Raw genomic sequence first — 21,247 nt, 5'->3', positions numbered from 1 at the left:
TCATCAGCGGCTTGTTGAGAGGCTGGCGAGCGTGGCGTAAGCCGCTGAGATGGCGTAGGATTCGGTTGCTGACACCCACCCTCCGCGCATCCGGGCCGCCACACTCGCCATGACCGACGATACGAGTCTGCCGTTCTCATTTCCAGCCGTTTCCCACAAGAAGATCACAGCCTCGTTCGACGGCGGCAAGCTGACGTCGGATGGCGGCGTCATGCTTCTGGCCATGGCGGACCGGCGCCTCGGCTTGGCCGCGAAGTTGTCCTGCGTATTCCCCGAGCGGCGCGATCCGGGACGCATCGTGCACAGCCTTGCGGATATGATCCGCGCCCGCATCTTCGCCATCGCGTGTGGCTACGAGGATGGCAATGATCTCGATCGTTTACGCGGCGATCCGGCGTTCAAGCTGGCTTGCGGCCGACTGCCGGACACTGGCCGGGATCTGTGTTCGCAGCCGACCCTATCGCGCCTGGAGAATGCACCACACCTGCGCGAGGTGATCCGGCTGAGCTCTGTGCTGGTTGACCTATGGATGGACAGCTACGCGCGAGCGCCGAGCGCAATCACGCTCGACATCGACGACACGGTCGACGTGGTGCATGGCCGTCAGCAACTCTCGCTGTTCAACGCCCATTATGATGAACACTGCTTCCTGCCGATCCACGTCTACGACACCGAGCACAGCCGGCCTGTTGCGGTCATCCTGCGCCCCGGCAAGACGCCGAGCGGCCGCGAGGTGCGGGCACACCTGCGCCGCCTGGTTCGGCGCATTCGCCGGCGCTGGCCCGATACGCGTATCACCTTCCGCGGCGACAGCCATTACGCCGGCCCCGAGGCGATGACTTTTTGCGAGCAAAACGGCGTCGATTACATCTTCGCGCTAGCCGGCACGAAGCCGCTCGCCAGAAAGGTCGACGAGGTCTGTGATGCATTTCGAACCGAACGTGCGATCGAGAACAAGATCGTGGTTCGCGGCTACACCGAGACCTGCCACGCGGCCGGCTCCTGGCATCGTGAGCGCCGCGTCGTCGCCCGCATCGAGGCAACCCAACAAGGGCTCGACGTCCGCTACGTCGTCACCAGCCTGGATATCGGCTCGGCTGAGTGGATCTATGACAGCCTCTATTGCGCTCGCGGACAGGCCGAGAACCTGATCAAGCTGCACAAGACCCAGCTCGCCTCCGATCGCACCAGTTGCCGCTCGGCGCTCGCCAACCAGGTCCGCCTCGTCTTCCACACCGCCGCCTATTGGCTCATCCTCGCCGTGCGCGATGCCATCCCAAAGCCGCGCGATCTGGCAACGGCCGAGTTCAACACGATCAGGCTCAGGCTTCTCAAGATCGCAGCCCGCGTCATCGAGACCGCCACCCGCGTCCGTCTCGCCTTCGCTGCGGCGTGCCCCGACGCCGACCTGTTCCGCGGCTTGGTAAACGCTCTGGTCCCGCAAGCACCCTGACGCGCGGGGCATGAGCCCCCGGTCACCCCGCTGCCGTCCTCCAACGCGTTCACGAAGTCGGGTCGAAAAGCGGCGAAAAAGCCGAAGCGTTCGCGCGCGCCTTCACCCCGACCGGAAATGTTCCAGCTGCCCCGCCCGGCAATCATGAATAAGACGGGCTAGGCTGCCCAAAGGTGCCGGCGGATACCGATACTCCTCAAGAAACCATCGTGCCAATAAGCGCGCCGAGACGGTCGACGAGGTCAGTTGACCAAGTGGAGCGCTCTCATGGCATCCGGGGCCGCCGTTACGGAAACATGGATAGTGTCCCACCCCGACGATCAGAACATGAGTCTTTGGGCCAGGCTGGCTATCCTCGAAAACTACTCCGTCGACAGCGTGTGGTATTTTTGTATTCTGGGCTGCGTTCGACGTGCCCGCGCTTCCATTTTGCTCCGGACTGTTTGCCAATCCGACGTCTCCCGTTTCCACGTGCATTGCATCTCCGATGCAACGGCCCCTGTAGAGTGAGAACAAATGAAGTATAACCGCGCCGGCAAACGCCGACAATCGATGCAGTATTTACCCCACCCAATTTACCGGCGGATTGTGCTCAATCTTAAGTTACAGTGCAAGCCTTGATACAAGTAGATTGTCGCGGTTTGCGATCGATCCGTTGCAACGTTAGGCGAGTTTCCCGGGCGGACGCTCAGCGCATGTGTCTCCGATCGAGTCTAGGTCCTCGGCAATCACGACGGCCGCGGGCATCCGGAGAAACTCCGGCCGGCGGATCCTGACGCGCTACTTCGAATGCAGGCTCGCGACGTTGGTCTGCCCGAAAGGGACCAACAGGCGCGAAATCCAGTCTAAGCCTTGAAAGATCCCGGCAGCCCTTAGAAATGGAGATCCCGTCGCAACGCGCCGGCGCACATTTCTCCCAACGCTAGAAGCATCGTTCGGCCGAGACTGCTGACGTGCTGTCAGAGGTTCCGTTCGCGCGCCGGCCGCCGAAGTCGGCAACCAGCATTGGTGCGCGAACTGCCGGCCGGGGTCAAAGCTCCAGATAGCTAAGGTTGTCAATCGGCGTTCGACTGGGACCCCCTATCGGCATCCAAAAGGGACCCCTTTGATCGGCGTGCTCTGCTGGTAGCGCTCGGGTCGTCGGAGCTGGTCGGGGTTGCGGAGACGGCGCGAGCGCGGGTTGTTTGAACATCGTCGCGGCTTTTGAATCGCCAGCTGTCGTTGCCGGTCTCGACGATGTCGCAGTGATGGGTCAATCGGTCGAGTAGCGCGGTGGTCATTTTGGCATCACCGAACACACTGGGCCATTCGCCGAACGCAAGATTGGTGGTGACAATGATGGAGGTGCGCTCGTAGAGCCGGCTGATGAGATGGAACAGGAGCTGACCGCCGGATTGCGCGAACGGCAGATAGCCCAGCTCGTCGAGAACGATGAAGTCCATGCGGGTCAGATGCTCGGCGAGCCGTCCCTGCCGACCGTTGCGGGTCTCGGTCTCGAGCCGGTTGACGAGGTCGACTACGTTGTAGAAGCGTCCTCTGGCGCCATCGCGGATGCAACTTCTGGCGATGGCAATGGCCAGGTGGGTTTTGCCTGTACCGGTGCCGCCAACCAGCACGACGTTGCGTTGTTGGGCGATGAAGCCGCCGCCAGCGAGATCATTGACGAGAGTCTGATTGATCGGCGTGCCGTCGAACTGGAAGTCGGCGATGTCCTTGGCGAGCGGCAGCTTGGCAATGGTGAGCTGGTATTTGATCGACCTGGCTTGCTTCTCGTTGATCTCGGCGTTGAGCAGGTCGCCGACAATGCGTTGAGGCTCGTGCTGGCGCTTGACGGCAGTTGCCATGATCTCGTCGAAGGCAGCCTTCATGCCGTAGAGCTTAAGTTCGCCCATGAGGTCGAAGATTTGGGTTCGTTCCATCAGATGGTCCTCCGGAGGTTGTCGTAGCGGGCACAATCGGCGATCGGTGCATGACGGAGCGTCAGTGCGGCCGGCGTCATGATGTTGGCCGGTGGGGCGGGTTCACGTTGACGGGCCAGGATATTGAGAACGACATCGGCGGAATGGACGCTGTGACTGAGCGCTTCGGCACAAGCCGCTTCCACCGCGGACAGACCGTCAGTCAGCACCGCGGTGAGGATGTCGACCATCTGCCGATTGCCATCGTCGGTGCTGGCCAGCTTGCGCCGGATCCGCTCGATCGCGGCCGGCAGCACCCAGTCTTTGAAGGGAGCACCGTTGCGCAAGGCGCCGGGTTTGCGGGCGAGCACCGGCACATAATGCCAGGGGTCGTAGACGGTATCGCCGCGGCCAAAGGATCGCGGGTGCTCGGCAACGATACGTCCATCCTGACGGATCACGATGCGATCGGCATAGGCTTGAACCTCGACCGGTCGTCCGACTGCACTGGCTGCGACCGAGTACTTGTTGTTGTCGAAGCGCACCAGGCAGGTCTTCGAGACCGATGCTGTCACCGCATGGAAGCCGTCGAAGCGGCCGGCATAGGGAACGAGTTTGGGGCGTTCGGCTTCGAACACGTCCCAGATCGTCTGATCGACCAGCTCCGGATGGCGATGAGCCTTGGCGTAGGCGATGCACTTGTCGAGCAGCCAGGCGTTTAACTCGTCGAGGTTTTTGAACCGCAGCCGCGGCGTGAAGAAGCGCTCCCGGACCAGCCCGACCTGGTTCTCGACCTGCCCCTTCTCCCAGCCCGACGCTGGCGTACAGGCGACCGGATCGACCAGATAGTGGCTGCACATCTGCAGGAAGCGGCGATTGTAGAGACGGCCTTTACCGACAAAGATCGTCTCCACCGCGGTCTTCATGTTGTCGTAGATGCCGCGGGTGCAGGTGCCTTTGAACAGGGCGAATGCCCGGTCGTGGGCGTCGAACACCATCTCCTGCGTCTCCCGCGGATAGGCCCGCACGAACAGCATGCGACTGTGACAGAGCCGAACATGAGCAGCCTTCACCATCACCGTGGTGCCGCTCAGCAGGACCACCTCGTGGCTCCAGTCGAACTGGTAGGCTTCGCCTGGTGCAAAGCTCAGCGGCACATAAGCCGACGCTGTCGAGGTGCCGCGTTCCTTGGTCCACCGTCGGGCGTATCGACGAACCGCATCATAGCCGCCGGCATAACCCAGGCCGCGGAGTTCCTCGAATAGCCGGATCAGCGTCAGCCGTTCCCGCGCCGCCTTGCTCTCATTCCCTGCCAGCAACCGATCAAGCTCGGCACTCCAGGCACCCATCTTCGGGAGCGGCTGCGTCTCGCGCTCGTACCGGAACTCCGTCGCTTGAGAACGAATGACCTTGCGAACCACCTTCCGCGATACGCCAAGTTCTCGGCAGATCGCCTTGATCGGACGACCATCAACAAAGTAGGCGCGACGGATCTTACCAATCGTCTCCACCACCAGCATCCCAACCTCGGCTTCCATGACTCGATGGAAGCCACTGTGGACCCTTATCCCGGGGTCCCGATTGGATGCCGATCACCCCGAAACGGGGGTCCTTATTCCATGCCGAAACACAGTCTAAACATCGCCCAGCGCTCCGGTGATCGCCGTCAATGCATCCACATCGCCGCATTCCAGCGCGAGCTTCACGCCATTCGGCAGCGACACGCTCACTTTGGCCGGAGAACAAAAAGCTGGAGTCCCTTTGGGTTCCGAACCACGCACTTCATCGTAAGCCGGCAAATCAACCGTCGCCACGCTGTCTTTTCGCGACAGGTCCCGCTCGGACTTCCCCTCAAGCTGAACCGGGATGAACGCCGGGCGTGAGGACGGCGGCAGCGACCTGGTCGCGCTGTGCTTCTTGATCCACTTCCGAAGGAGGTTCGCGTTGACCCCATGTTCGAGTGCAAGCCTCGATACCGAAACCCCAGGCTCAAGGCAGGCCGCGACAAGACGCTCTTTCGATGCCGCCTCGTAGCGCCGGCGACCGTTCCGGCCGACAAGCCTGACCCGCAGTTTCTGATCATCGTCGCTCATCACAAGGTGTCCACCTATTTTGGTGGACACCTCATGCATCAGGACTCTCAAAAGCAAAAGGTGCGGAGAAATTCGCGCTTACGGTGAAGCTGCCGCCGGGGAGTTATCTGGCTTGGGGCGGACAGTTCGAGAACTTCTCGGTCGCGCGCCAGCGGCTCGCCATCGTCGTCCCAGCATGCTTCGCTATGATCTTCGTGCTTCTCTTCGGGGCCCTGGGGTCGGCGCGGGATGCGCTTCTAGTCTTCAGCGCCGTGCCGCTTGCGCTCACCGGCGGAATCGCCGCGCTATGGCTGCGCGGCATGCCGTTCTCTATATCCGCTGCAGTCGGCTTCATCGCCTTGTCGGGCGTCGCGGTGCTCAACGGTCTGGTCATGTTGACCCAGACTCGGTCGCTGATCGATGGCGGCGCGCCTATTGCTCGGGCGATCCGCGAGGGGGCCTTGATGCGCTTCCGTCCGGTCGTGATGACCGCGCTGGTCGCGTCGCTTGGCTTCGCGCCGATGGCGTTGGCCACCGGGACGGGTGCCGAGGTGCAGAAGCCGCTTGCCACCGTCGTGATCGGCGGGCTGCTGACCGCGACGGTATTGACGCTTGTGGTATTGCCGGCACTCTATGCTAGGTTCGCCAGACAGACGGTGCTCAAGCGAGCCAATGAAGGAAACGGCATGCAACGGGCGGCCGAATGATTGGTAGCTTGGTTATTCTGACCTTTCTGCTGCAATTCGATCGAGACGTAGCCGGTGCCGATGATCGGTCATCAGGTGCGCCCCACCCAGGACGGCGGCCAGCGTTCCCAGCCCGGTCCCGCCGGCGATCAGGAACATGATTAGCAATTGATATTTTACCGCATCAACCGGTTCGACGCCCGCGAGAATCTGGCCAGTCATCATCCCCGGCAAGGAAACGAGGCCGATCGCCGCCATGCTGTTCATGATCGGCATGAAACCGCTTCTCAACGCGTCCCGTATGATTGGCAGCAGGGCTTGGTATCGAGTGCCGCCGAGTGCAAGACAAGATTCTACGGCGGCTCGCTCCCGCACGAGGCTATTTGTCAGCACGTCCAAGCCCAGGCTTATTCCGGTCATGGTGTTACCCAGGATCATGCCCAGCAAAGGCAACGCGTAGCGCGGATGATACCAAGGATCGGGGCGTAGTTCCGTCAGGAGCGCGAACATCGTGACGGTACCGGCGGCGAGAAGTGTGCATCCGGCGCCCAAACCGTACTTCCAAACGCCCGGAAGGCGCCGCTTCTGCCGCGCGACGATTTCCCGCGAGGCGAAGAGAACCATGATGATGGCTGCAAGGGCTGTCCAAAGAGGCGACACCGCGGCAAACAGGAACGTCAGCACGTATCCAACGAGGACGAGCTGAACCACCATGCGCACAGCCGCGATGGCCAGTTGTTTCTCAAGCTTGAGGCGGAGAACAAGCGAGAGAACGCCGTCCATGGCGACAAGGAGCGCGGGTAGGGCCAGATCACTGTACGAAAGCTGGATGTAGGTCACGGCCGGCTTTCCTCGATGCTACCGTCGGGGCCCATCGCGAATATCCTTGACCCGACGCGGCGGGCTTGAGCGTTGTCGTGGGTGCTCCAGATGACGCTCGTTCCATTCGAAATGCGTTCGGCGATCAGGGATTCGACGGTGGCGGCGGATGCCGGGTCGAGCGCCGAAGTTGGCTCGTCCAGCAGAAGCACCCGCGATCGCAGCATGAGCGCCCGCACAAGCCCCAAACGTTGTCTCTCGCCGGTCGAAAGTCTTTGGATCGGCCATGGTCCGCAGTCGTCCGGAAGCCCCAGGCGCGTGACCAGCGGTAGGGCATCACCCCAGCCCGTGAAGTGCTCTTGTACGGTGTCGGACCACCAGCCGGGGTCGGCGGCGAGGTAGGTCACTCGCTTTCGCCAGGCGGGGCCGGGCATCGCCTCTCTCAGCGTTCCGTCAAGCTTGACCGTCCCTTCGTTGGGATCGAGGTCTGCGATGGAGCGAAGCAGCAAAGTCTTCCCGACCCCAGAAGGCCCTTGCAAGGCGACGCATTCGCCGTCCTGCAAGTCGAAGGACACGGAGATGTGCAAGCGCTTGAGTCCGTTGACCGTCAGCATGCGTCAAAGCTTAAGCTGTAGCCGATCGGCAGCGCGCCTGGCGATCTCCGCCGGCGCCTCGTCCGGGTAGGGATACACCGAGCTGACATTGATCTCGCCGAGCACGTAGCTGTCGCTCCCGTCTGCCTGGACGGGGCCGAGCATGAAGTCGGCGTCCCAGATCGCGGGCAGGTCACCTCGCGCGATGTCCAGCAGCGAGGTTAACTGTGGCGTCCACTCGTCCTCCATCAACCGACGCAGCCGCTGGAAGCGGGGATCTGCGTTCGACGTGTAGAGCCGCGCTCCGGCCTCGGAACGCGCGGCCGGCGAGTCGACCAGGGCTTTGACTTTGTGATGGCCGAAGCCGGCGCAGCGATCGCCTGCCATGTAGCAGCGCACCACGCCTTCGCTCAGGCGCGGCTGGAACGGTTGATCGATCACGCTGCCGTTTTCGAAATACTCAGCGCAGCGGCGGAGAAAATCATCCAGCGTCAGTTCCTCGGGCGCGTCCTTGGTCGCGTCCAGCACTCTGATCAAGGGGGCGGTCGGCAGTCTCTCGACCTTCCAGACGCCTTGACCACCGTTGCCCCGGTTGCGCTTGATCACGCGTGGACCGGCGGCGAGCCGTGTCGGCAACTCGGCGCGCATCGCCTCGGCGGTTTGATATAGCGCCGTGTCGCATCCCCACCCCATCGGGCGGGTACGATAGAGTACCTCCTTGGTACCCATCTTGAGGATGACGTCCGGATGAGCGCTGACCCACACGCCGCGGGCGGCGACGTCGCGCAGCAGGGCGTCGAGGCCGGCGCGATTTCGACCGTCTTGAATTGGGTTTACCCAGACGAGTACGCCGTCCACCGCGAGCAACTGCTCGCGGACCTCCTCGGCGAAAGTTTCATCGTAGATCGCCGGGCGTGCTTCGATGCCCACAGCGGCGAGCGCTTCGAAGACGTGGACAAAGCGGCTGTTCTGCGGGGTCGTATCCCGCCGCGCGGCGGCGTCGCCTCGCGAGAGAATGGCTATTGAAGGTGAAAAAGGCTGTCGTTCGGGGTCCATGCGCAAGCTCCACGTGTTGCGTGCTGCGCAGAGCTTGGACCGAAGTCTCACGGGGAGTCTGCTTGTCCCCTCTAAAACATCCTACGGAAATCCTTCTAACGGTTCAAGCCGGCGGTAATGGTGCTCATTCCATGTCTGCTGCTGTGCCGTCGACCCTTGATCCAGCGCAAAAGGACTTCGTCGGCCCCCGTCGGATCGTGAGCCATGAAAAAGGCTGGCGAACCAGGACAAGAAAACGAGATTCCCGAGCCTAAGCCTTCGCGGCTGGAGGAAGCTCTTAAGATTATCGAGGAGTACGCGAAGGACCTTAGAGAGATCATTAAAAAGCTCCGTCAGCACCTCCAATGAGCCCGCGCCGTAATCGCACCACGGTTCAGATTGAGCGCGTTCGTATGACGCGCGACCGCTCTCGGGGTGGTTCCTAAGGCAGAATGAATTCTTTGTGACGCACTTGGACGAGGGGCTTGATCGAGCCTGACAAAGCCCCCCGTTGACAGCCTCGCCGTCAGGGTTTTTATTCGAGGTTCGGGGATGTGCGATCTCCCCGCGAGGCGATATGCCCAAGAATCGCGTCCTGGATCACCAAGGGCGCAGCATGTCATCTTATACCTCAATCTCTTCTGAAAAATTGGCACGGCTGATCGGCACGGCGAACGCGCCGACGCTGATCGATGTGCGCATCGATGAAGATTTTGCCGCCGATCCGCGGCTGATCCCCGGCGCGGTTCGCCATTCGCACGTCGATGTGCAGCATTGGGCCTCTCGGATGACTGGCCAATCCGTGGTCGTCGTCTGCAACAAGGGCCAGAAGCTCAGCGAAGGGACGGCCGCCTGGCTGCGTTGTGGCAGCGTGGCTGCCGAAGTTCTCGAAGGCGGACACCTCGGCTGGGCTGCCGCGGAATTGCCCGCAGTCCCGGCCGACAAGATTCCGAAGCGCGACGGGCGGGGCCGTACGTTCTGGGTCACGCGGTCGCGCCCCAAAATCGATCGCATCGCCTGTCCTTGGCTTATTCGCCGCTTCGTCGATCCAACGGCCCAGTTCCTCTATGTGACGGCGTCGGAGGTCGAGGCTGTCGCCGAGCGTTTCGGCGCGACCCCGTTCGACATCGAGAACGTGTTCTGGAGCCATCGCGGTGATCTCTGCACCTTCGATGTGATGGTTCAGGAGTTCGGGCTTTCGACGCCAGCACTCGAACGACTGACGACGATGGTGCGCGCCGCCGATACGGCGCGGCTCGAACTTTCTCCAGAAGCGCCCGGTTTGCTCGCCGCTTCGCTCGGACTGTCGCGCATGTTCGACGACGATCTCGAGCAGTTGAGCGCTGGCATGCTGCTGTACGATGCGTTCTACCGCTGGGGTCGCGACGCGACCAAGGAGACGCACAACTTGCCGACCAACAAGGCGCGGTCGTGACCGGTGCCGATCACTTCGACTGGGGCAGGGACAACCAGGAGAACGATCATGCGGAATCGAGCAGTCTTGTCTGCAGCGCTGCTGCTGACCATCGCCAGCGGCAGCGCGCCCGCCCATGCGCTCACCCAGGATGAGCTCGTCGCCAAGATCGAGGCGGCGGGCTACTCGAAGGTCAGCGACATCAAGTCGACCGCCGAGGGCATGACTGCGACGGCGATCAAGGATGGCAGGCAGGTTCATCTCGTCATCGACAGCAGCGGCCAGATCAAGCAGCGGGATTGAGTTCACAATGATGAAACTGAGAACGATCGTCTGTGCGGCTATCCTGCTGCCGGGAGCAGCTATGTCGGCACCGGCCAACGAACCGCTGGTGGAGCACGACTCGATTGCCACCCTGACCCTCGGTGCAGCCATCACTCGGCCGCCCGCGACCGAAACGTTGCGTGGTGTGGTCGACGGCATCGACCAGGGCCGCAACACGATCGAGATACGGCTGTCTCAAGACAGGGAGGAGTTCTTCAAGGTGCAGGACGGCCTGATCTTCGACGCGGTCCGCTTTGGCGACCCCGTCGAGATTTCCGTGCAGACCATCTCCGGCGCACGAACCATCGTGCGCCTCTCGGAGCAATAGGAAGGCGGGGGCTTTTCGCCGCCGCGGAGAACGCGCCGCGGCTCCCGAACCACCTGCAAGGAGCAATTCAATGCGAAGAAACACGATCTCGGCTTTTATTGGCGCCGGCTGCTGCCTGTTTGCTTCGACTGCCATCGGGCAGACCTTCGACTGGAAAGTATTCAGCGAGCCTTTCATCACGTCGGCACGGGCTCAAAGTGTCGATTGGCGGAAGATCGACGAAACGTTGGGCCGCAAGCCGGCCGTCTCGGACGACGTGCATCGCTATGGGTTTGCGCGCTCTGACCTCACGGTGACCCTGGATGGCGTCACCATCAAGCCGGCTTTGGCTCTTGGCGGGTGGGTAGCGTTCAAGCCGGCGCATGGTGGTGTCATGGTGATGGGCGATCTGGTGCTGCTGGAGACCGAGATCAATCCGGTGATGGCCAAGATGATCGCGGGAGGACTCGAGATCACGGCGGTCCACAATCACCTGCTGCGCGCGAGTCCAGCAACCTTCTACATGCATGTCGCCGGCCATGGCGATCCCGCCAAGATTGCCGCCACAATCCGTGACGCACTCGCCGAAAGCAAGACGCCGTTGACGAGTGCGCCTCCCGCAAGCCCGCCTCCCGCGGTTGATCTGGATACGGCGCAGCTCGATCAGATCATCGGTGCCAAGGGGCAAGCCAATGGCGGCGTCTATCAGTTCGGCGTAAAGCGGCGCGACCCGATCTCGGAAAACGGCATGCCGCTCACCCCGGTTGGTGCGATGGGCGTCGCGACCGGCATCAACTTCCAGCCGACCGGTGGTGGCAAGGCAGCCATCACTGGTGATTTCGTGCTGACCGGCGACGAGGTCAACCCGGTGATCACGGCGCTTCGCACGCATGGCATCGAGGTGACCGCGCTGCATAGCCACATGCTCGACGAGCAGCCGCGGCTGTTCTTCATGCACTTCTGGGCCAATGACGATGCCATCAAGCTCGCCAAGGGCCTGCGTGCTGCGCTCGACAAGGCGGCAAGCGCAAAAACCTGATGCGATAAAGGGGGATCAGACGATGCGAACGTTCACGATTTCGTTCATGATTGCAGTCGGAGTTCTGGCGAGCATGGACGTTGCGGTCGGCGAGATCAGTTGCAAGGTCTGCGCCGATCAACAGAAGGCGTGCATGAAGAATTATGCCGGACCGACCTGCAAGTCCGAGTATCAGATGTGCATGAAGTCCTGTAAAAAGTGAGAACGGGGTACCGAAAAGCCTACTTGCGAGATGTCTCATCGCGGCACTCGCCAACCGGCGTCGGGGGCTCGGTTGTCCTCGATGCCAGCTGTTTCGCGGCCGCAGGCGCTCGGAAGCTGAACGGTACGCAGATTAGAGCTGGCTTTGCCGGGAAACAGCTCACAGACGAGGTTCACTATCGTCTTGTCTATGAGCCGGACGGCACGCTGCGAAGCTTCTCGATGGGCGTGAAGAAGGTCGGCAAATGGATCGTCGAGAGGGACGAGCTTTGCCTGTATCTCGGAGAGACGGACGACGGTTGCTTCCAGGTGACCAGGAACGGCGAGCAGATCGAATTGACGCCGGTGGAGCTCGGCGGCGCGCTCGATGGGATTTTGCAGCCGGCGTGTCACGGCAACGGGGACAAGTGATGACGACGACAACAACGAGCACCGGGCGAGGACAAATGGGCGAGATGGTACGCTATTTCCTGCGCCTGGGCTTTCTCGGCTTCGGCGGACCGGTGGCGTTGGTCGGCCAGATGGAGCGCGAACTGGTCGACGAAAAGAAGTGGCTCACCAAGGAGCAGATGCGCGAGACCATCGCCATTTGTCAATCGCTGCCCGGGCCGCTCGCGATCCAGGTCGGCATCTTCATCGCCTATTTGCGCTGCGGCTTCTGGGGCGCGTGGGCTGGCGGCTGGGCCTTCATCTTGCCGAACTTCGTCATCGTGGCTGCGCTAGGCGCGCTTTACGTCCATCTCGGCGACCTGCAGCCGGTAACCGCGATCTTCTATGGGGTCAGCCCCGCGGTGATCGCCCTGATCCTGCATTCCTGCTACCGGCTCGCCAAGCTCGGCATGGAAGACTGGCTGCAATGGGCGATCGCCGCGGTCTGTCTGGCCGTCACCGTGATCCTGCAAGCCGAAGTCGCGTTGCTGTTCATCGGCGCTGGTATCGTCGGCATCATCTACTACGGCAACATCAGGCGACCTCCGGTCGCCCTGCAACTCGCGGTGATCCCGGCGGCCGCGCCCGCAGCCGCGCCGGTCGCGACCGGCTCGACGCTGGGCAAGCTGTTGCTGTTCTTCCTCAAGGCGGGTTCGCTGACCTTCGGCAGCGGCCTCGTGATAGTTCCCTTTCTGGAGCAAGGGTTGGTGCAGCAATATGGCTGGCTCAACGAGCGCGAGTTCCTGGTGGCTGTCGCGATCGGCATGATGAGCCCGGGGCCGGTCGTGATCACGGCAACCTTCGTCGGCTATCTCGTCGCGGGATTCTGGGGCTCGCTGGTCTCCACCATCGGCATCTTCCTGCCGTCATTCCTGCTCGTTCTGATCGTGGCGCCGTTGCTGGCGCGGCACCGCAAGAATCCGAACGTGCAAGGTTTTGTGAAAGGCGCCTATGCAGCGGCAATCGGAACGATTCTTGGCGCGTGCTTCCTGCTCGGCAAGATCGCGATCGGTGACTGGCTGACAGCGCTGATCGGCGTCGTCTCGCTCGCCGTGCTGTTCCGCTGGAAGGTCAGCAATCCCTTGCTCATCGTCGTCACCGCCGTGGTCGGGCTTGCCGCCTATCCGATCCTGCAGCCTGCATGGGTGCTGACCGGGCTGAAATGAGAGGCTGACGATGTGGACACAGAGCAAGGTGACTCGGCTGTGGTTGCGCCTTGCGGCCATTGCCCTCGCGATCGTGATGGCAGCGGCCGCGCCCACGTCGGCAGACGAGGCCGGGACGATCGTCTTCGTCTGCCAGCACGGCGTAGTGAACGGTCAGATGGCCGCGGCCTATTTCAACAGAGCCGCGCAGGAGCGCCGGCTGCCGTTCAGGGCCGTCTCGCGGGGCATCGATCTTTATCGATCGGTCCCGGTGCGGGTCCAGGACGGCCTTGCGCTCGATGGACTGGAAGCGGCCAACACGCCGCAGCAACTGAGTGTGAATGACATCACCGCGGCGCGCCGGGTGGTGGCATTCGATCAGATTCCGGCGGAGCGGCGAGGGGGCGCCGATGTAACCTATTGGTCTGGCATTCCCTTGGGCATCGACGACTACGAGGCGACCCGCGACCAGATCGTCCAGCGTATCGACGCGCTTATTCCGACGTTGGCGGCGGCAGCTCAACCGGCAGAAAACAAGGCCCCACTCGAGCTCGAAGCGAAAATCCTGCTCGGCGATGTGCGCGGGCGCATCGATCATCTGGCCGTCGATCTGAAACGACAGCGATTGTTCGTGGCCGAGCTCGGCAACGACAGTGTCGGCGTCGTTGATCTGGCTGCTCACAGCCTGCTCCGGACCCTCACCGGGCTGAACGAGCCCCAGGGTGTCGGCTATGAGCCATCGACCGATACCCTCTATGTTGCCAATGCCCGCGATGGATCGGTGCGACTGTTCGAGGCCAATGAGTATAAGGCGACCGGACGGATTGAGCTCAGCAGCGATGCGGACAACATCCGGATTGATGCTGCGGCCAAGCGCGTTATCGTCGGCTATGGTGATGGTGGTCTGGCGGTCCTTGACCCGGCCACCCGCGCCAAGGTTCGCAGCGCGCCGCTGAAGGCGCATCCGGAAAGCTTCCAACTTGAGCCGGACGGTGGACGTATCTTCGTCAACCTACCGGATGCGCGCGCGGTCGTGGTGGTTGACGGAACTTCCGGGAAACAGCTCGCCACCTGGCCCTTGAACAAGGGCGGCAATTTCGCGATGGCGATCGATCGCGACCGTGGCCGCATCGTTCTGGCGTACCGCAGTCCCGCCGAACTTGCCGTCTTCTCGACGGATGGAAAGCCGATCGCGAATGCGGAAACCTGTGGCGACGTCGATGACGTCTTCATCGACGGGAAGCGCAACCGTGTCTATGTGAGCTGCGGCGCAGGATACGTCGACGTATTTGAAATCGATGGATCGGTCTACCGCCGGATCACACGCCTGCCGACGGCAACGGGGGCGCGAACGTCCCTCTTTGTGCCGGAGATGGACCGTTTGCTTGTGGCCGTCCGGGCGGGGCCGGCTGGGCCGGCCACGATCTGGGTGTTCAAACCAATGCCCTGAGATCGATTTCGTAGGGAGGCGGCGCATGTGCAGACGTAGCCGAGGCTTTCGCAGCTCCCCGAGATACTTTGTGCCACGGGTTGCGGTCACTTTGGCGCTGGTCGCCTGGTCTGTTCCAGCTTCCGCCTATCGCCCATTCGACGGCACCGATGCCGCCGTCGCAAAGAAGGGCGAGATGGAGATCGAACTGCAGCCGGCGGGGCGTTTGCGCGATGAGAGCGGGACAAGCCTGATCGCGCCAGCCTGGGTCATCAACTATGGTTTAAGTGAAGATTGGGAAGCCGTCTTCGAGGGGCAGGGACAAACACCGCTTTCTCCAGCCGGACCAACCAGCCTGACCGCAGCCGGAGCCTTTCTCAAGCATGTGGTTGTGCCCGGGAGCCTGCAGGACAAGACGGGCCCGAGCATTGCGACCGAATTTGGCGTTCTTCTCCCGGACAGCACCGGCAATTCAGGCGTCGGCCTAAGCCTGGCCGGCATTATTTCGCAGCGCTGGGATTGGGGCGCCATCCATCTGAACGCTGAGACGGCCCTTACCCGCGACCATCACGGCGATGTCTTTCTTGGCGCGATTATCGAGGGGCCGTCGACCTGGACAGCGCGCCCCGTCGCAGAAATCTTCTACGAGAACGAGTTTGGGAAGGAGGAAACGTTTTCCGGTTTGGTCGGCTTGATCTACCGGGTGCGAGACGATCTGAGCTTCGACGTCGCAGTCCGTCATGCACTCACCGGCAGGCACCCGGTGAACGAGATCCGCGCCGGCTTGACCTTCGGCTTTCCGCTGTCCTTCTTCGAAGGCCACGCCGCGCGCGCGGCGTCGCCAATTCCGCCTCGATAGCTACTGGCGATCCTGGTTCTCTGGATGGGCTCGCCAGTCTCGGCCAACCGTCTGATGGTTGTCGTCGGGCGTTGCCTGACCGGCGTGGTCGTTCTCGCCGCTTAGGGCCTTCCAGTCGCGTCCGATCTTGACGTCCTCAGCGCGGCTGCGATCCTGCTCGCGCGAATGGTCCGACTGCTGGGGCGGCTGTGCCTCTTGGACAGGGGTGGACTGCGCTTGCGCGCCGGCTTCGCCGAATGCGAAGATCAGCGCGAAAACGGATAACGCAGCAAGCGATGTAGAGCTTTTCATGGTGGCTCCCTTCCTTATCAGAACTGCGTACTAACTCGCCGGAACGCGCATTGTTCGTAAACGAGCAGGTTTTCATCTACGCCGCGATGGGGCCGGGAAATACGAGCTCTTGCGAAGGCTTGGACGGTGCAGCCGTCCGTCGGGGAGCCCATGTTTCGCGTGAAGGAAGCCTGGCCAGGGACAATCGCCGCGGCAAGGTTCCTGTTGGTCAATATTTCGGCCTGTGCGTATTGGCCCATTCGCGCGCGTGTTCGATCGGCAGGCGCTGTACGGCTGCGCGAACCTTTTGCGTTGCAGGCAGATTGTCCATACGTTCCCGCCAGCGGCAGAATGCCGGGTACTTTGGATACATTGACTGCCCCTCGGCGGTCAGGCTGAAGGCGAACGTGCTTGGCAGCAGATAGAAATCCGCCATCGAGAGTTCGTCCCCTAACAGGAAGTCCTTGCCATGCGCGAGCTGGCGCTCGGCCACCGCGAGCCCCGTTTCGACCTTGGGCAGCGCATGCGCGACGACCTTCTCGTCAGAGGCGATGCCGAGCTCCGGGAATACCAGACGCTCATGCGTCACGTGGTAGATCATGTAGGGGTAATAGTAGGAATTGACCGCGCTGATCCACTGGTTCATGCGGGCCCGCGCCTTGATGTCTTTCGGCGTCAGCGCCACGCCGCCAAAGGCCTCATCGACATAGGCGGCGATGGCGCTCGTTTCATAGATCGTGAGATCGCCGTGGCTAAGGATCGGCACGCGGTTGAACGGGTGCAGCGCCAGGTGATCGGGCTTGCCCATGACCGGTTCAAGGTCATGGAATTGGTAGGCCACGTCCTTGTGCGTCAGGATCAGTCGGACGATGTTGACAAAAGTGCTGCGTGGAAAACCGTAGACGATCGGACCGGACATCCGTTTTCTCCTTTTGCGCTTGTCGATCAGAGCAAGAACCAGAGCCAGAACGGCTTGGCCGCCTCGCGTAGCGCCTGTTCTCGAGTTAGCCCGAGGTCCTTGAGCAGATGCGGGTCATCCGCAATTTCGCGCAGGGCCTTGCGTTCGTGCTGCCGGTCGAGCCAACTCCACCATCCGTTCCGGCGAACGGGGGGTGAGAGCCCTGAGCTGGATTGATGAAGTGGAATGGCCGGATCAGCGGCCTGCACGGGCGAGATCGACAGGGCGTCGGCTAGCAGGATGGACATGGACGGCTCCAAAATGGCTTGAAATTCTGTGCTGGAGCTGTTCAATAATGATGCGAGGATGCGTCCTCGCAAAGCATCGTTTCTCGTGCCTGCCATAGTTTTTCTCATGAAGTCGGTCCGATGCGCCCACGTCTGCCTCCGCTCAATGCCCTGAAGGCCTTCGAGGCCGCTGCGCGCCACGAGAGTTTTACGCGTGCAGCCGAAGAGCTTTGTGTCACCCAAGGCGCGGTGAGCCATCAGGTGAAAGCGCTGGAGACGGAGCTTGCGCTAAAGCTGTTTAACCGTGAGCGGCAGCGTCTGATCATCACCGAGGCCGGGCGCGATTATCTTGCGGTCGTGCGCGACGCGCTGGACCGCATCGCCATCGGCACCGAGCGGTTGTTGCAGCGGCAGAATGCCGGTGTGCTCACGGTCTCGACCTCGCCCGACTTCGCCGCCAAATGGCTGGTGCACCGGCTTGGCCATTTCGCCGAGGCGCGTAGCGGCATCGACCTGCGCGTCTCCGCGACGTTGCACCACGTCGACTTCGCGCGCGAGGAAGTAGATCTCGCGGTGCGCCATGGCGACGGCAACTGGCCGGGAATGGACGCGGTGCGGCTGAGCCCGGAACAACTGTTTGCGGTGTGCAGCCCGAAGCTGTTTTCTGGCAAGCGACGCCCGAGCAAGCCCGCTGACATCCTGAAATTTCCGCTGATCCACATGGACAACCGCACTGACTGGAGCAACTGGCTGTTGGAGGCTGGTCTCGACGAAGTCGGAGTTACGCATGGTCCGCTACTGAACCGCGCCAGCATGGTGATTGACGCCGCAATCAACGGGCAGGGGATCGCGTTGGCTCGCACCACTCTGGCAGCATGGGACATCATTAACGGCCATCTGGTCCGGCCCTTTCCGCTGTCGCTGCCGTTGTCAAAGACCTACTGGATCATCTGCCCGAAGGCGACTGCGAACCTGCCGAAGATCGTGACGTTTCGCGACTGGTTGCTCTCGGAGGCCGCAAGCGACCTAAGCCGGCTCAAGAAGCTCGGCGCACCCAAGCGAGAGTGATGTTGAAGCGGCCCCTGACGTCGATCGACGGGAAGAGTGGCTCGAACTACTACTGGAAAAGCAGTCTCATCGTTTTGCGCGATGCGCCATGACGGTGGCATCGAGCGTCTCTTGATTTTGGTTCGCCCGAAGTCTGATGAACGTTCCCGACATCCAGACTTCATTGCAGTCAGCCGATGTACTGCTCGGCATCGTCATGCAGAGCCGATTGTTGGTGATCGCCCACTTCCGGTCCACGAACTCCCCGACTCTTCACCGATAAGGACGCCGTCGGGGCGCAAGTACATCATCGGGAAGAACGACCAGGCCATCTGCTAGGGGGATTCAGATCATATGAACAATTTAACATGACCCAAAAAGCATATGTCGCTGGAAGGGCGTCAACGACAACCTCCGTTGTGAACTCACGGCAGAACTCGCGCGGAGCAAATGATCAAGGAAGTCCTCACGTTCCATGGGTGTTCTCTAGCATATCCCAATAGCTCTGGGGCCAATGAGGGCTTTGCTTGAAAGCGAGTCAGGGCCGACGTCGCGAATGCGGCAGGATCGAGCGTACGGATGTGTCTTTGTACCCAGATTCTCGGACGCTCATTGGGCGCAGAATTCCCAGATTGGGGGTGTTTTTGCGTGATTCTGAGTGAAGTCTGTTTTTGGTCTAAAGTGTTGAAATGTGAACGAAAATGACGCTCAGTGAAGCCCGCGCATAGTAGCGCAATTTGACTTCCAAGCTGAATACGAGGGTTCGATTCCCTTCACCCGCTCCAATGTTTTCAATCACTTGCGGCACTGCCTCGACTCCATTCGGACAAGGGCACAGCTGCTCCTTCGAAAAAATCCGCGCTTTTGTTCGCGCGGCGTTTCCTCGTGCCGGTAGGATCACGCCGAGCGCTGGAGCGAGCGCGCTGCAACGGCGCGCGGCATCCGTATTGAACTCGGCCCAAGATAGCGGCGACCAATTGTCGGTAGACTGGAGGACCACGACATGCCCGACTGGATTCTCGCGCCGATCTGTGTGGTCGCACTGGGCGGCTTTATCTGGTTCGCGTTTCGACAGGGTTTCAGGGTCAAGCCGGACGAGAACAACCGCGACCACCCGACTTTGCCGCTTGGGCCGGACGGGTCGTGGCGCTGAGGGCGGCGTCGAACGACAGGTGCTGCCGGCACACTTGCGTGACCCATGCTCGTGGTGAGATCGTCATGCGGCCGAGGGTGCCAGCGTTGGGGGTCAATGGCGTCCGTTGCGGTCGGCGATCCTACACCCTTTGGAGTATGCCGATCGTCACGTGAACCTTCTGCCCAGGTGTGTAGACCTAATGGCTACCGGGATTTTGCATTTCCTTCCTGGGGCTGGAGCCGACGCCGTCCGCATGTATTTTAAGCGGGCGGTGTTGGTGCTGACGTGAACCACCGCCCCGTCGCAGCATCCCGCTCCCGCACGCGGAGGCGGCCCATGAAGCGAATACCCACGAGCGAAGCGATCATCACCGTCGCCTTGTTGGTGATGTTCGCGCTCGTGATCTGGTTTGGCGCCATGCCGTGAGACTAGGGCGCCCGCGCAACGAGCCCGAGAAAATCCGGATCGCGGGGCTGGGCGATGGCTCCGTCAGGGGAGCGAAACGACTCGCAGGTTGTTCGTGCTTCCCGCCTGCCCGAAGGGAATGCCGGCGACAACGACCAGCAGGTCCCGGCTTGATGCAAACTGCTCTGCATGCGCGAGAGCCGTCGCGCGCTCGACCATCTCCTCATAGCTCTGAACGTCGTCGGAAAGAACGCTGTGCGCACCCCAGAGTAGGCACAAGCGGCGCGACACTTCGCGGCTTGGGGTGATGGCGAGGATCGGCAGGCTCGGCCGCTTGCGCGCGACGCGTGCGGCCGTGGTGCCGCTCGACGTGTAGGCCACGATGGCCGCGGCGTGAATGACGGAGGCGAGGTCGGCGGCGGCTGTTGCAACGGCATGCGGCGGCGTCTGCTCTTCGCCGGGCTGGGTCGCCTCGACGATCGAGCGGTACATCTTGTGCTGTTCTGTGCTGCGGATGATGCGATCCATCATCTCAACGGCCTCGCGCGGATAGCGGCCCGTCGCGGATTCCGCCGACAGCATCACAGCATCTGCGCCGTCATAGATCGCCGTCGCAACGTCGGAGACTTCCGCGCGCGTCGGTGTCGGCGCGGCGACCATGGAGTCCAGCATTTGCGTGGCGACGATCACGGGCTTCACCGCGAGACGGCAAGCTCGCACCAGCTCCTTCTGGCGCCCGGGCACGTCCTCATGTGGAATTTCGACGCCGAGATCACCCCGCGCAACCATGATGGCGTCGCACAGCTGGATGATGTCGTCGATCCGCTCGAGTGCTGCCGGCTTCTCGATCTTGGCCATCAGGCCGGCGCGGTCGCCGACCAGGCCTCTCGCCTCGATGACGTCGGAGGGCTTTTGCACGAATGACAGGGCGACCCAGTCGACGCCGAGGTTCAGACCGAACTCCAGATCGAGGCGGTCCTTGGCGGTGAGCGGCGAAAGGTCGAGCACCGTCCCCGGCAGATTGACGCCCTTGTGGTTCGAGATCGTGCCACCGACGATCACCCTGGCTTCGATGAAATCGTCACCGAGGCCGGCGACGCGTACCCGGACCCTGCCGTCGTCGATCAGAAGGTCGTGGCCCGGGGCCACGGCGGCAAAGATTTCCCGGTGCGGGAGCGGAATCGAGGATCGGTCGCCGTCCGATCCGGACAGCACGAACCGGATGGTCTCGCCGGCCGCCACCGTAATCTTGCCATCGCGCAAGGTGCCGACGCGGATCTTGGGACCCTGGAGGTCCATCAGAATGCCGATCGGCCGGTTGACTTCCTGTTCCAGCTTTCGGATCGCGGCGTGGATGCTTGCGTGGTCGCTCTGGGTTCCGTGGCTAAAGTTCAGACGGAAGGTATCGACGCCAGCCAGCAGCAGCGCCTTGAGCATCTCGGGGGAACTGCTGGCGGGGCCGACGGTTGCGACGATCTTGGCCCGTCGATGACGACGCATGG

23 protein-coding genes and 1 pseudogene are annotated in these 21,247 nt (G+C 62.0%); 14 read left to right on the top strand and 10 right to left on the bottom strand.

What is annotated here, in order from left to right; translation table 11 throughout:
- The first annotated feature begins 109 nt into the window (after positions 1-109).
- Complete coding sequence (locus HU230_RS17645; RefSeq protein WP_176530435.1) at positions 110-1,453, top strand: IS1380 family transposase; 1,344 nt, start codon at positions 110-112, stop codon at positions 1,451-1,453.
- A gap of 1,055 nt (positions 1,454-2,508) precedes the next feature.
- Here HU230_RS17645 and istB read toward each other — a convergent pair.
- From istB to tnpA, 3 genes are all read right to left on the bottom strand, one after another.
- Positions 2,509-3,372: an IS21-like element helper ATPase IstB gene (gene istB / locus HU230_RS17640; protein WP_166107168.1), complete on the bottom strand. Its 864-nt coding sequence runs from the start codon at positions 3,370-3,372 to the stop codon at positions 2,509-2,511.
- Entirely contained in the window at positions 3,372-4,871 is a 1,500-nt protein-coding gene (istA, locus tag HU230_RS17635; protein WP_166309211.1) for an IS21 family transposase, read from the bottom strand. Before istA ends, istB begins: the two co-directional genes overlap by 1 nt.
- A 114-nt stretch (positions 4,872-4,985) precedes the next feature.
- On the bottom strand, positions 4,986-5,444 hold the full coding sequence (tnpA, locus tag HU230_RS17630) for an IS66-like element accessory protein TnpA (RefSeq protein ID WP_176530559.1): 459 nt from the start codon (positions 5,442-5,444) through the stop codon (positions 4,986-4,988).
- A gap of 74 nt (positions 5,445-5,518) precedes the next feature.
- Between tnpA and HU230_RS17625 the strand changes: the two are divergent.
- Positions 5,519-6,130: pseudogene (locus HU230_RS17625) on the top strand (efflux RND transporter permease subunit); the annotation flags it as partial.
- 12 nt (positions 6,131-6,142) lie between these two features.
- On the opposite strand, the gene HU230_RS17620 reads toward HU230_RS17625, so the two are convergent.
- The 3 genes from HU230_RS17620 to HU230_RS17610 are packed head-to-tail and all read right to left on the bottom strand — an operon-like array spanning position 6,143 to position 8,577.
- Positions 6,143-6,949, bottom strand: a complete 807-nt coding sequence (locus HU230_RS17620; protein WP_176530560.1) for an ABC transporter permease — start codon at positions 6,947-6,949, stop codon at positions 6,143-6,145.
- Positions 6,946-7,542 carry an ABC transporter ATP-binding protein gene (locus tag HU230_RS17615; RefSeq protein ID WP_176530561.1) on the bottom strand — a complete coding sequence of 199 codons (597 nt, stop codon included), beginning with the start codon at positions 7,540-7,542 and terminating at the stop codon, positions 6,946-6,948. The genes HU230_RS17620 and HU230_RS17615 overlap by 4 nt, the downstream gene beginning before the upstream one ends.
- A gap of 3 nt (positions 7,543-7,545) precedes the next feature.
- Positions 7,546-8,577 carry a Cj0069 family protein gene (locus HU230_RS17610; protein WP_176530562.1) on the bottom strand — a complete coding sequence of 344 codons (1,032 nt, stop codon included), beginning with the start codon at positions 8,575-8,577 and terminating at the stop codon, positions 7,546-7,548.
- 204 nt (positions 8,578-8,781) lie between these two features.
- Between HU230_RS17610 and HU230_RS17605 the strand changes: the two genes are divergently transcribed.
- From HU230_RS17605 to HU230_RS17560, 10 genes are all read left to right on the top strand, one after another.
- Positions 8,782-8,925 (top strand): hypothetical protein, encoded by a 144-nt coding sequence (locus HU230_RS17605; RefSeq protein ID WP_176530563.1) that lies wholly within the window; start codon positions 8,782-8,784, stop codon positions 8,923-8,925.
- Between the two features lie 247 nt (positions 8,926-9,172).
- Complete coding sequence (locus tag HU230_RS17600; RefSeq protein WP_176534981.1) at positions 9,173-9,991, top strand: chromate resistance protein ChrB domain-containing protein; 819 nt, start codon at positions 9,173-9,175, stop codon at positions 9,989-9,991.
- A gap of 48 nt (positions 9,992-10,039) precedes the next feature.
- Positions 10,040-10,273 (top strand): PepSY domain-containing protein, encoded by a 234-nt coding sequence (locus tag HU230_RS17595; protein WP_176530564.1) that lies wholly within the window; start codon positions 10,040-10,042, stop codon positions 10,271-10,273.
- A gap of 7 nt (positions 10,274-10,280) precedes the next feature.
- Positions 10,281-10,622: a hypothetical protein gene (locus tag HU230_RS17590; RefSeq protein ID WP_224943336.1), complete on the top strand. Its 342-nt coding sequence runs from the start codon at positions 10,281-10,283 to the stop codon at positions 10,620-10,622.
- A 70-nt stretch (positions 10,623-10,692) separates the two neighbouring features.
- Positions 10,693-11,640, top strand: a complete 948-nt coding sequence (locus HU230_RS17585; protein WP_176530565.1) for a DUF1259 domain-containing protein — start codon at positions 10,693-10,695, stop codon at positions 11,638-11,640.
- A 22-nt stretch (positions 11,641-11,662) separates the two neighbouring features.
- The gene (locus tag HU230_RS17580; RefSeq protein WP_176530566.1) at positions 11,663-11,842 is read left to right on the top strand and encodes a hypothetical protein; all 180 of its coding nucleotides are present in this window, start codon (positions 11,663-11,665) and stop codon (positions 11,840-11,842) included.
- 221 nt (positions 11,843-12,063) lie between these two features.
- Positions 12,064-12,252, top strand: coding sequence for a hypothetical protein (locus HU230_RS17575; protein WP_176530567.1), 189 nt, complete (start codon positions 12,064-12,066; stop codon positions 12,250-12,252).
- Positions 12,252-13,436: a chromate efflux transporter gene (gene chrA / locus HU230_RS17570; protein WP_176530568.1), complete on the top strand. Its 1,185-nt coding sequence runs from the start codon at positions 12,252-12,254 to the stop codon at positions 13,434-13,436. Before HU230_RS17575 ends, chrA begins: the two co-directional genes overlap by 1 nt.
- Before the next feature lie 10 nt (positions 13,437-13,446).
- The gene (locus HU230_RS17565; RefSeq protein ID WP_176530569.1) at positions 13,447-14,865 is read left to right on the top strand and encodes a hypothetical protein; all 1,419 of its coding nucleotides are present in this window, start codon (positions 13,447-13,449) and stop codon (positions 14,863-14,865) included.
- 91 nt (positions 14,866-14,956) lie between these two features.
- Positions 14,957-15,703 (top strand): hypothetical protein, encoded by a 747-nt coding sequence (locus HU230_RS17560; protein ID WP_176530570.1) that lies wholly within the window; start codon positions 14,957-14,959, stop codon positions 15,701-15,703.
- Here HU230_RS17560 and HU230_RS17555 read toward each other — a convergent pair whose 3' ends face one another.
- The 3 genes from HU230_RS17555 to HU230_RS17545 all read right to left on the bottom strand — a co-directional run bounded on the left by HU230_RS17555 (position 15,704) and on the right by HU230_RS17545 (position 17,275).
- A complete protein-coding gene (locus HU230_RS17555) occupies positions 15,704-15,994 on the bottom strand; it encodes a hypothetical protein (protein ID WP_176530571.1) in 291 nt (96 codons plus the stop codon). It abuts the gene before it with no gap.
- A 208-nt stretch (positions 15,995-16,202) separates the two neighbouring features.
- Positions 16,203-16,892 carry a glutathione S-transferase family protein gene (locus HU230_RS17550; protein WP_176530572.1) on the bottom strand — a complete coding sequence of 230 codons (690 nt, stop codon included), beginning with the start codon at positions 16,890-16,892 and terminating at the stop codon, positions 16,203-16,205.
- Positions 16,893-16,918: 26 nt separating this feature from the next.
- The gene (locus HU230_RS17545) at positions 16,919-17,275 is read right to left on the bottom strand and encodes a DUF1127 domain-containing protein (RefSeq protein ID WP_176528436.1); all 357 of its coding nucleotides are present in this window, start codon (positions 17,273-17,275) and stop codon (positions 16,919-16,921) included.
- A 24-nt stretch (positions 17,276-17,299) separates the two neighbouring features.
- Between HU230_RS17545 and HU230_RS17540 the strand changes: the two genes are divergently transcribed.
- Both HU230_RS17540 and HU230_RS17535 read left to right on the top strand, forming a co-directional pair.
- A complete protein-coding gene (locus tag HU230_RS17540; RefSeq protein ID WP_176530573.1) occupies positions 17,300-18,226 on the top strand; it encodes a transcriptional regulator GcvA in 927 nt (308 codons plus the stop codon).
- A gap of 982 nt (positions 18,227-19,208) precedes the next feature.
- Positions 19,209-19,358 (top strand): hypothetical protein, encoded by a 150-nt coding sequence (locus HU230_RS17535; protein ID WP_171947620.1) that lies wholly within the window; start codon positions 19,209-19,211, stop codon positions 19,356-19,358.
- Between the two features lie 471 nt (positions 19,359-19,829).
- On the opposite strand, the gene pyk is transcribed toward HU230_RS17535, so the two are convergent.
- Positions 19,830-21,245, bottom strand: a complete 1,416-nt coding sequence (gene pyk / locus HU230_RS17530; RefSeq protein WP_176530574.1) for a pyruvate kinase — start codon at positions 21,243-21,245, stop codon at positions 19,830-19,832.
- Positions 21,246-21,247 lie beyond the last annotated feature (2 nt).

The organism is Bradyrhizobium quebecense, from assembly GCF_013373795.3.
Taxonomy (GTDB): Bacteria; Pseudomonadota; Alphaproteobacteria; order Rhizobiales; family Xanthobacteraceae; genus Bradyrhizobium; species Bradyrhizobium quebecense.
This window is presented reverse-complemented; position numbering and strand designations above follow the sequence as displayed.

Coding starts and splice junctions, on each gene's coding strand:
- HU230_RS17645 (WP_176530435.1), top strand. CDS start 110: ATGACCGACGATACGAGTCTGCCGTTCTCATTTCCAGCCGTTTCCCAC.
- istB (WP_166107168.1), bottom strand. CDS start 3,372: ATGGAACGAACCCAAATCTTCGACCTCATGGGCGAACTTAAGCTCTAC.
- istA (WP_166309211.1), bottom strand. CDS start 4,871: ATGCTGGTGGTGGAGACGATTGGTAAGATCCGTCGCGCCTACTTTGTT.
- tnpA (WP_176530559.1), bottom strand. CDS start 5,444: ATGAGCGACGATGATCAGAAACTGCGGGTCAGGCTTGTCGGCCGGAAC.
- HU230_RS17615 (WP_176530561.1), bottom strand. CDS start 7,542: ATGCTGACGGTCAACGGACTCAAGCGCTTGCACATCTCCGTGTCCTTC.
- HU230_RS17610 (WP_176530562.1), bottom strand. CDS start 8,577: ATGGACCCCGAACGACAGCCTTTTTCACCTTCAATAGCCATTCTCTCG.
- HU230_RS17605 (WP_176530563.1), top strand. CDS start 8,782: ATGAAAAAGGCTGGCGAACCAGGACAAGAAAACGAGATTCCCGAGCCT.
- HU230_RS17600 (WP_176534981.1), top strand. CDS start 9,173: ATGTCATCTTATACCTCAATCTCTTCTGAAAAATTGGCACGGCTGATC.
- HU230_RS17595 (WP_176530564.1), top strand. CDS start 10,040: ATGCGGAATCGAGCAGTCTTGTCTGCAGCGCTGCTGCTGACCATCGCC.
- HU230_RS17590 (WP_224943336.1), top strand. CDS start 10,281: ATGATGAAACTGAGAACGATCGTCTGTGCGGCTATCCTGCTGCCGGGA.
- HU230_RS17585 (WP_176530565.1), top strand. CDS start 10,693: ATGCGAAGAAACACGATCTCGGCTTTTATTGGCGCCGGCTGCTGCCTG.
- HU230_RS17580 (WP_176530566.1), top strand. CDS start 11,663: ATGCGAACGTTCACGATTTCGTTCATGATTGCAGTCGGAGTTCTGGCG.
- HU230_RS17575 (WP_176530567.1), top strand. CDS start 12,064: ATGGGCGTGAAGAAGGTCGGCAAATGGATCGTCGAGAGGGACGAGCTT.
- chrA (WP_176530568.1), top strand. CDS start 12,252: ATGACGACGACAACAACGAGCACCGGGCGAGGACAAATGGGCGAGATG.
- HU230_RS17565 (WP_176530569.1), top strand. CDS start 13,447: ATGTGGACACAGAGCAAGGTGACTCGGCTGTGGTTGCGCCTTGCGGCC.
- HU230_RS17555 (WP_176530571.1), bottom strand. CDS start 15,994: ATGAAAAGCTCTACATCGCTTGCTGCGTTATCCGTTTTCGCGCTGATC.
- HU230_RS17550 (WP_176530572.1), bottom strand. CDS start 16,892: ATGTCCGGTCCGATCGTCTACGGTTTTCCACGCAGCACTTTTGTCAAC.
- HU230_RS17545 (WP_176528436.1), bottom strand. CDS start 17,275: ATGGCAGGCACGAGAAACGATGCTTTGCGAGGACGCATCCTCGCATCA.
- HU230_RS17540 (WP_176530573.1), top strand. CDS start 17,300: ATGCGCCCACGTCTGCCTCCGCTCAATGCCCTGAAGGCCTTCGAGGCC.
- HU230_RS17535 (WP_171947620.1), top strand. CDS start 19,209: ATGCCCGACTGGATTCTCGCGCCGATCTGTGTGGTCGCACTGGGCGGC.
- pyk (WP_176530574.1), bottom strand. CDS start 21,245: ATGCGTCGTCATCGACGGGCCAAGATCGTCGCAACCGTCGGCCCCGCC.